The organism is Acinetobacter sp. 1125_18A, assembly GCF_052824985.1.
In genome coordinates, this window is record NZ_VTDG01000011.1 from 124,919 (window position 1) to 134,386 (window position 9,468).

The following is a 9,468-nucleotide window of genomic DNA, read 5'->3' on the forward strand; positions in this document are numbered from 1 at the left end:
TATCGATAAATCAATAGTTTTAGTTACCTTAATTCGAGCCTGTCACAAAAATATTTTTGCTTAGAATAAACAATAAAGATTGTTCATATATGGTTAATTTTACATGTTTTATTCTAAATCTATGCTAATTTATGTCTGATGAAATATTACATACAGACTTGGTATGAAAAAAACAGCACTTATAATTTCTTTATTGCTTAGCCTTTCACCTTACGTTAGCGCTGAAACAGTTCAACCTCAAGCAACCAATCCTGCGACTGTGGCTGCAACCAATACCACAAGTACAATTCGTATAAATACTCGCCCTGAAATTTTAGGCTTATGGGGCATGGAAATTCCAGAAAATAAGAAATGTACAGAATATTATAATTTCCGCGGTTCCAATGAAGTGGTGGTGAATAGTGCCAAAGAGTGGTCAATCGGTTTGTTTGATTATCAGCCTTCACCTGATAATACGCTGGAGAAGCCACCCGCATTAATCATGCAAATTCGCTATGAAAATAATGAAACAGATTGTTCGGGGCGTAAAGAAGATCAGTCTGGTGAAGTTACCCAATATTTCGTAAAGTGGATTAATAATAACACCTTGAATTTTTGTATTTCTGACAAAGGCGATCAGTGCTTTGCTACTTTACGTAGAGTCTTGCCTTAAGTTGATTTAAAGCATCAATGTTTGTGTAAATAATCAAGCATTTGCTTTTAAATAAAAAACCTCTGATTTTACAGAGGTTTTTTATTGGTTTTTTACTGGATTAGAGGATGCATATTAAGCATCTTTTTCATGACCTTGAACTTGTTTTAACAAGTGTTTTTCAAGATAGTGAATATCCATTGCTTGTGAACAGAAGTTTTTGTCTTCAAGGATCAGATCTTTATGTAAAGGAATATTGGTTTTAATTCCAGTTAAGATCATCTCATCTAAGGCTTGTTTCATACGGGCAATCGCAGTTTCACGATCTTTACCATAAGAAATCAACTTTGCGATCATTGAGTCATAATACGGAGGAATGCTATATCCTTGATAGATATGAGAATCTAAACGGATACCTGCACCGCCTGGCGCATAAAATGATTCAATTTTACCTGGTGATGGTAAGAAGGTCGACGGATCTTCTGCATTGATACGGCATTCAATCGCATGACCTTCGATTTTAATATCTTCTTGTTGAAGATTTAAACCTAGACCAGCAGCGATACGTAATTGCTGTTCAATAATATCTACACCAGTCACTTGTTCTGTCACTGGATGCTCAACTTGAACACGGGTATTCATCTCGATAAAGAAGAATTCACCATCTTCAAATAAGAACTCAAAAGTACCAGCACCACGGTATTGCATCAACTTACATGCATTGACACAAGCTTCAAGAATATGCGCGCGGGCTTCTTCTGGTAAACCCGGTGCAGGTGCTTCTTCAAGCACTTTTTGATGGCGACGCTGTAAAGAACAGTCACGATCATATAAATGAATCGCTTGACCATTACCATCTGCTAAAACTTGTACTTCAACATGACGTGGTTTTTGCAGGAAACGTTCCATATAAACCGTATCATCACCGAACCACATTTCAGCATCACGTTGTGCAGCTTGAACAGATTCAAGTAATGTATCGACACGTTCAACAATACGCATTCCGCGACCACCACCGCCTGAAGCAGCTTTTACAATCAGCGGGAAACCAATTTCTTTGGCTTCAGCCAACGCATTGTTGGGTGTCACTGCATGTGCTGAACCAGGAACTGTTGGTACACCCGCTTTACGCATCGCCGTAATTGCAGAAACTTTATTTCCCATTAGACGAATATGTTCAGGACGCGGTCCAATGAAAATAAAGCCTGAGTTTTCTACAATTTCTGCAAATTCAGCATTTTCAGATAAGAAACCATAACCGGGATGGATGGCATCTGCGCCCGTAATTTCTGCTGCGGTAATAATGGCAGGAATGTTTAAATAGCTTTCGCTACTTGCACCTGGACCTATACATACTGCTTCATCACAAAAACGTAAATGCATCAAATCTTTATCAGCATCTGAATAGATGCCGACAGTTTTGATTCCTAAAGTTTTGCAAGCTCGAGTGATGCGTAACGCAATCTCACCTCGGTTTGCAATTAAAACTTTTTGCAACATATCAACCCCCGAGGTATTACGCGCGGTAGCGGAATAAAGGTTGACCGAACTGGATTACATCACCATTTTTTACTAAAATTTCTTCAACTACACCACTTTGAGTTGCTTCAATTGGGTTCATAATTTTCATTGCTTCGATGATCCCGAGGGTTTCACCTGCAGAAACAGTTTGACCTACATTTACAAAGGGTGCTTCACCAGGACTTGGTGCTGAATAGAACACACCAACCATTGGAGACGTTTCTACTGCACCACGAGAGGCAGCTTTAACTACAGGCGCTTCAGCGGTTGGGAGGGCAATAGGTGCTACACCAGCAGCAACCACAGGATTACGGCGAGTTAAAGCAATCGATTGATCGCCTTCTTTCACTTCAATTGCTTGAAGATCAGATTCGATCATCAAATCGATGAGCTTTTTAATTTTGCGAATATCCATGGGTTCGTATTCCTAAATTATGATTGGGTTGAAGATTTAAGTTTTTCGATGGCGAAATCAAGTGCAAAAGAATAGCCTTTGGCACCTAAACCACAAATGACGCCAACGGCTTTATCTGATAAATAAGAATGATGTCTAAATGCTTCACGTGCATGAACATTAGAAAGATGTACTTCAATAAATGGAATCGCAACGCCAAGTAGGGCATCACGTATAGCGACTGAGGTATGGGTCAACGCGGCAGGATTAATAATGATAAATTTTATGCCGTCTTGTTGTGCTTGGTGAATACGATCGACCACAGCACCTTCCCAGTTGCTTTGAAAAGTATCTAAACTTATATTGGCTTGACGTGCTTGGAGACTCAATTGTTGGTTAATGTCATCCAATGTGAGGTGACCATAGACCTCAGGTTCGCGCTTTCCTAGCAAGTTTAAGTTTGGTCCGTGAATGACCAAAATGGTCGAACTCATTGAGAGTGCTCCAATTCAAAAGTCGCAAAAAAATTTGCAAGATGTCTGCAAAGTTTGCATATTATGGCATATTTTTCCACAAATACTTTATATTTTCTTTGAATCGTCGCGGAAACGCAGTGCCTTGTATGGGCTATATAATGTTAATTTTGTCTGTAAATGGCAATGTTAAAATATGACATTTTTAGCAGATGTTTTACAGAGACTTCATTTTAAACTGAGTGACCAAAACTATTCATTTGATTTGTGTAACAGCCATATGGCTATCGTCAATAGATAAGATCTCACTACAACGTGTTGTATAGCTTGGAGACCGATTTTGCTGACGCATTTTCCATGTTTCTTGGTTGGAATGATAACCCACTTGTATACAGTCTGAGCCAAAGCGTTGTTTCATGCTTGAGAGCGTATCCATAAGCTGATCACGTTGCTGAATAAAGTCTACAGGATGCCATAAGTCATTGATGTGCTGGCTTTTGCTATGCAGTGCTGAGAACATCACAGCAACTTTTACATACTTTAAATTTTCTTTAAATAAAACATCAATTTGCTGTAATGCTGACTTGGTTAAAATCATCAAATCGTCTGTTGCATACATCAAACCAATGACACTGCTTTGTGCCTTTTTATAGGGCGCCTGTGCAACTTTTTCATATAAGGAAACATGCACAACTGCACACAGTTGTCGTTGCTTGCTCAGTCGTTGATGTGCACGATTGACATGGAAAATAATGGCTTGTTTGATAATCTCAACATTGTTTAGAGCAGAAGCAAAACTGCGTGAGGAAAGGATGCGTTTGGAGGGAATGTCTGCATCGTCCAAAGCAATGCAGGATTGACCTTTTAGCTCACGAATGGTGCGTCCAATGACCACTGAAAACTCGCGTGCAAGGTAATGTTCATTGGCAAAAGTTAAGTCATAGCAATTATAAATATTATAAGCTTGTAAGCGTTTGCTGGTTTTACGTCCAACGCACCAGACTTCTGCAACACTGGTTTCAAGCAGTAGGCCTTCAAAACTGCATAAATCTAAACCAGTCAGGTCACAGACGCTATCAAAGCCTCCACGTTTCTTGGCAAAATTGTTGGCAAGCTTTGCTATGTAAGTAAGAAGTTACTTATTTTTAACTTTAGATATAAGATAAAGGTATTTGTTCATGTGTTACTAAACCTAGGAGTGGAATAATGTCTAAATATAAAATTATAAAAGGTGGCGAAAAATATAAAATTCATATCGTTGATGAGTTGGGTATACCTAATATTGAGTTAATGTTTTATTTCAAAGCTATAGAAAATAGCTACTCTCCAAAGACAGTACAAACTTATCTTAGAGAGTTACTTGCATTTGTTAATTGGGCTGAAACAGATGTGATAGCTATTAGACAAGGATGGAACTTCATGGGAGATAACTTACAAGTGAGAGAGTTGGTCTCTTACTTTCTAAAAACACAACTCAAATGCTCATTACAAGTTAGGAACGATAAATTGGGTTTTGAAGTGCAAACTGTAAAAACCACTTTATTAGCTCCTAAAAAAAGCTTGAATCATTTACTAGCTGCACTTACTTCCTTTTATCGCATTATGAAAAAAGCTAATTTTTACGAGTATGAAAATCCGATGATTGGTGATAATGCTAAAGCATTAATTCAGGCAGAGAGAAATAAAAGAATAGGTGATTTCAACAAAGTACTAGGACGGTCTCCTATGCCCGCAGCGAGTGGAGTAGATAATTTTCAGAATCAAAGAATGTCAGCCTCTTATTTTAGAATTAATGGAAGAGCAGATTGGCGGCCAACAATAATTGGTGATCCTTTATTGCAACAATCGGTATTCGCTGCTGGAGAGAGCTGGGGATGGGGTATCCGTGAATTTGCTTTAGTACATATATTATTTGATACTGGTTGCAGAGTACATGAAGCGTGTGAAATTACTATAGGTGATTGGCAACATTCTGGTTTTGGCCGGGAAATAAAAGCAATAAATAAAGGCAGTTTTGGAGTTAGAACAAAAACTTTATATCTTTCCGATAGAACCGTTAAAGTCTTACGAAAGTATGTTGATACGGAAAGGTGTCTAGTTGATAGATATAGATGGAAATTAAAAGATCTAATGAGTATGCCGCCATCTATAGCATATGAAACTCCACTATTTATAACCTCTATTAATACTAAGTTTTCTGAAGATTATTTTCGAAGCCATTTCTGGTCTCCTGCTTTATTAAAAGCAGGAATAAAGCTAAGAATTCATCAGGTTAGACATTGGTATGTCACTATGGCAATCAAAAATCTTAAAGATATATCAAAGTCTGAGGATGAGTTGGAAAAGAATAAGTACATGTTACGGTTATTGATGTCATGGAAAAGTGATATGTTTTCAGTTTATGATCATTCAATACAGTTTTCTGATTTACCTAATTTTGCTAATCAACTCCACAATACAATAGAAGGCAAAATAAAAACAGAAAATTTAATAAGTAAGAAAATGGAAGAGTTAGATTCGGAGGAAAATGAGTCTGAGATGACCATGATGCTTAATGAAATGTTATGGAGTGATTGACTATGAGTGGAATAACACTTCCTGCAAATGAAACCAAGCGATTTTTAGTATTAAATGCTATAAAAAATCTTCATGCAGAGGGGCAGCCATTTACTAAAAAAGATGTTATGGCTAGGTGTGGACACTGTAGTTCGTCAATCACTAGTATCACTACTCAATATATAAATGAAGTTAGCGATAATTTGTTGGAGACAATGGTTACTAATGATTCAGAATATGAAAGTTGGAGGAAGGAATTCTTAACCTTAAGAGCTTTTTTGATGAATACCACCAAAAGAAATGAACTTTTTTTTAAATGGGTGACTATTCATATTGACCATATATATCGCTCTGGTAAATTACCTATTCTCACTAATGTTAGAGAACTTTCAGGTAGCCATACATTCCTGATTAGAAAAGCTTTAGATATTTGGTATAAAAATAAAAATCTAAAACAGCCACTTGAGCAGATATTACCCTATGGTAGCGCTCGACCCAGAGTAATAGAAATTTTTAACCAGCTTTATAAAGAAAAAAATATTATAACATTGAGTAAAATTGCAGAGCAGATTCAATGCTCAAACCAATTGGTTGCTTTATATTTGAAGGATACAATTAATCCTATAGTTGATCATCTTTTAGCTAAAGAGATCAAGGATAATTTAATTTATGAAGAATGGTGCACAAATTTTCTTAGTCTAAGAGCTTTATTGAATAATCATAAATTGCGTGTAGAGCTATTTCGTAAATGGGTATGGGTTCATATTGATTTTATTTATCGTAGTGGAAGACAGCCGAACTATACTGAAGTACAAAAATTAAGTGGCAGTGGTGACAAATTAATTCGAAAGACTTTGGACTATTGGTCTGAAAAACTCAATATTCCACTTACCCACAAGAAAAAATGGGAAGATATTGCTCTTGAAGAGGTCTTAAATAAAGTTGATGATAAGTTAAAATCCATTCCTTTAACATTTCTTGAAAGTGAGTCATTCGGAAAATCATTTAATAATAGTGAGCTACGATTATTAGTTAATATAAGAAATGATACGCTGAGAAATATTGCATTTTTCTCTTTAGCTATCTCTGATAGTAATAGAGTAAATGATAAATCATATTTTAGTAGGTTAGATAAATATCTCTATGAAATGGGGATAGATGATTTTAAAGATTTTGATCCTCATAATTTTTATAAAAATATGTTTTTAGGTGAAATTTTCCCAATTTTCAGCGATAATTATAAAATATATTTTTTTGAAGCTTATTTTAGATTAATCAAAAAACAGAAAAATTATTTTAAAAAGTTAACTGCTGAACAGAAAGAAATTTTTTCTGAATTTAAAATAATAGAGGTTGATGATTTATTCTGGAGAGAATCAAATGTAAGAAAAGTTAATGAAGATAATAGAAAATCGGAAAGAAAGAGTAATGTAAGTGGTGTTCATGAAAAATTTTATCATTTAAGAGAGCTAACAGAGAGAAGATATCATCAGGTTAATAGATTATACCTAGCATATTTAGAGGCTATGAAAGCTGCTAAAAATGGTAAAGAGTTACCAATAAAAATTCAGTTGACTGAAGAAATTATGACGGAGGCCTTTGCGATAAAGGTAGTTAATTTTAATTTACTCTTGTGGAATGGAGTTGCATTAAAAAAATACCATCAGCAAGTTGAAAAAACTGATTTTTATAAGAGTATCCATGATAATCATCCATCCAATGATACGGATCAATACTATTTAACTTATGATAATAGTTATACAGAAGATAAAAGTTTTTACTGGTTTTCTAGACTTCTTTCAGCTGGATACTTAAGCAATGATATAGGTTTAAAAAATATAGAGGTAAGTAGAACAATATTTAATAATTTACCTCGTAAGTTTTTAGGTCATAGTATATCTAATTGGATTAAAGTATTAAGAGATAAAACAGATTTAGAATTCATTCCTATTGATCTATGTATGACATGTTGTCTAATAGGAAATTCTTCTATTCAAATAATAACTAAGACAGGAGCAAGGGTAAATGAATTACTTCAGATACGTTTAGACTCTAAACATCTTTTAAAAGTTAAACTGCCCAATAATACAGAGACAATAGTTTTCTATGCTGTGCCTAAGGGTAGAACATCTGTAGAACCATATTACATTGATGACAAATGTATGAAGTCTCTGCATGCTTGGTGGAAATACTGCTCTGAAAATAATAGTAAATTTGAGGAAATTAATCCGATAGTTCCACTACGACAAAAAGTAGGTAAAGCAATTTATCTTTTCCAAATTAACAACTCTCATTTACAATCTCAACATATAAATGCATCTCTTAGTTTTATACTTTTCGATGTTTATTTTAAAAATAAACGCGGAGGAAAAGTAAATCTAACAACGCATTTGTTACGTCATAGCTTTGCTACAGAGATGAGGTCTTTAAATACTCCAATAGATATATTAGCGTTACTTATGAAACAACATGATACTAGCGTTACTGAATATTATTCAGCCCCAACGCCTACGATGTTGTTTGATATTCAGAGAAAAATTTTTGAAAATCGTGTTGATCTTGGACAGACATTTCGACGATCTAGTGAGGAGTTAAATAAGCAACTTAAAGATGCTATGGATACGATTGGTGCTGTAACGCCTGTTATTGGCGGAAGATGTACTGTAGCAAATGCATGTCCTGCTGCTTTTGCATGTATTGGTTGTTTTGGTAATGTACCTGACCCTCAGAAAAGAGAACAAATATTAGAATATAAAGATCATTATATTAAAATGTTAGAGGGTGCTAAGGCTAACAATTTACTCCATGAAGAAAGAAAAGCAACAAAGTTGATTTCAAATTGTGATGACATGCTTCATGAGATGGATTGCATAGAACATACAGAGAATATAGAGATATCTCCAATAAAAATTAAGTTAATGCATTTAGATGGGAGTGAAATATGAAAAGAGATTCAGCAGAAGAAAAATCTGCGCTTGATACGTTGTATAGTGAAAAGAGAAAGCGAAGTCTAGAAATAGTGAGATTATCAATTGAGACTTTACAGCAAAGAAATATAAAAGTAACTTTACAGGCTATTGTAAATATAGCAATGGAGCTATCAATAGAGTTTAATGATAATAATCTAAAAATTTCTCACATGACAATATTAAGAAATGAAGAGTGCCGAAAATTATATGAGAATTTTAGAGAGCACCAAAATAAAAGGAGAAAGAATAATTTGAAAAAAATTGATCCCCCTTTAACGAAATATGAAGTAAATAAAATTAGGGAGCTTTCTAGATTAACGAAAAATGATTTGCTGCTTTTACTAATTGAAAGTGAGCGGAAGAATAAAAATGAATTATCTATCAATACAAAACTTAGAGAAAAGCTTATAACTATTCAAATGAAAATTTAATTAATCGTATTTTAGAGTAAAAAGCAAAAAATAAGAGCCTGTAAATTATTTTGTGTAAGTTCCATTTTTTATAAATGATCTTTTAATCGATCATCGAAGTGAATCGTAAACCAATTCATCGCTAAACGCCAGTTTTGAATTGGCATTGTCCATTTCTTAGCAGCATTGGTTGTTGCTAAGTAAATGACTTTTTTGACTGAATCATCTGACGAGAAGATCTTTCGCTTCTTGGTTGAATGGCGGATCACGCTATTCAACGATTCAATTGCATTGGTTGTATAAATCGCATGATGTATTTCAGCTGGATAGCGGCTTTGTTGCATAAAGAGCTGAAAGATAGAGTTTCCCCCTAATTGACTTAAATTTAGGATGCAACTTGGGTATGAGGTCTGCCTAAATCCGTGAATTTATTGAGTACTGCTACACGTGCATGAATCTCATTGACTTGGCTTTGAAAATTTCTTGCAGTCAGTTTATCGCCTAATAATTTGAT

At 34.8% G+C, this 9,468-nt stretch carries 8 protein-coding genes and 2 pseudogenes; 4 read left to right on the forward strand and 6 right to left on the reverse strand.

The genetic code is table 11. From position 1 onward, the window contains the following. Window positions 1-163: 163 nt before the first annotated feature. A complete protein-coding gene (locus tag FY049_RS17475; protein ID WP_056511653.1) occupies window positions 164-652 on the forward strand; it encodes a hypothetical protein in 489 nt (162 codons plus the stop codon). A 114-nt stretch (window positions 653-766) separates the two neighbouring features. On the opposite strand, the gene accC is transcribed toward FY049_RS17475, so the two are convergent. From accC to FY049_RS17495, 4 genes and pseudogenes are all read right to left on the reverse strand, one after another. After that, window positions 767-2,131, reverse strand: a complete 1,365-nt coding sequence (gene accC, locus FY049_RS17480) for an acetyl-CoA carboxylase biotin carboxylase subunit (protein WP_004719789.1) — start codon at window positions 2,129-2,131, stop codon at window positions 767-769. Window positions 2,132-2,147: 16 nt separating this feature from the next. Then, window positions 2,148-2,567, reverse strand: coding sequence for an acetyl-CoA carboxylase biotin carboxyl carrier protein (locus tag FY049_RS17485; protein ID WP_004719790.1), 420 nt, complete (start codon window positions 2,565-2,567; stop codon window positions 2,148-2,150). A 17-nt stretch (window positions 2,568-2,584) separates the two neighbouring features. Beyond that, window positions 2,585-3,040 carry a type II 3-dehydroquinate dehydratase gene (aroQ, locus tag FY049_RS17490; RefSeq protein ID WP_004719793.1) on the reverse strand — a complete coding sequence of 152 codons (456 nt, stop codon included), beginning with the start codon at window positions 3,038-3,040 and terminating at the stop codon, window positions 2,585-2,587. 235 nt (window positions 3,041-3,275) lie between these two features. Continuing rightward, window positions 3,276-4,139 (reverse strand): annotated as a pseudogene (locus FY049_RS17495) (DUF4113 domain-containing protein); the annotation flags it as partial. A gap of 86 nt (window positions 4,140-4,225) precedes the next feature. On the opposite strand from FY049_RS17495, the gene FY049_RS17500 reads away from it, so the two are divergent. The 3 genes from FY049_RS17500 to FY049_RS17510 are packed head-to-tail and all read left to right on the forward strand — an operon-like array spanning window position 4,226 to window position 8,975. After that, on the forward strand, window positions 4,226-5,596 hold the full coding sequence (locus FY049_RS17500; protein ID WP_446084065.1) for a hypothetical protein: 1,371 nt from the start codon (window positions 4,226-4,228) through the stop codon (window positions 5,594-5,596). Window positions 5,597-5,598: 2 nt separating this feature from the next. Further along, a complete protein-coding gene (locus FY049_RS17505; protein ID WP_446084066.1) occupies window positions 5,599-8,520 on the forward strand; it encodes a site-specific integrase in 2,922 nt (973 codons plus the stop codon). Beyond that, on the forward strand, window positions 8,517-8,975 hold the full coding sequence (locus FY049_RS17510) for a hypothetical protein (RefSeq protein WP_446084067.1): 459 nt from the start codon (window positions 8,517-8,519) through the stop codon (window positions 8,973-8,975). The genes FY049_RS17505 and FY049_RS17510 overlap by 4 nt, the downstream gene beginning before the upstream one ends. 68 nt (window positions 8,976-9,043) lie before the next feature. Here FY049_RS17510 and FY049_RS17515 read toward each other — a convergent pair whose 3' ends face one another. Continuing rightward, window positions 9,044-9,382: a transposase gene (locus FY049_RS17515; protein WP_446084069.1), complete on the reverse strand. Its 339-nt coding sequence runs from the start codon at window positions 9,380-9,382 to the stop codon at window positions 9,044-9,046. Further along, window positions 9,340-9,468 (reverse strand): annotated as a pseudogene (locus FY049_RS17520) (IS5/IS1182 family transposase); the annotation flags it as partial. The gene FY049_RS17515 and the pseudogene FY049_RS17520, both read right to left, overlap by 43 nt.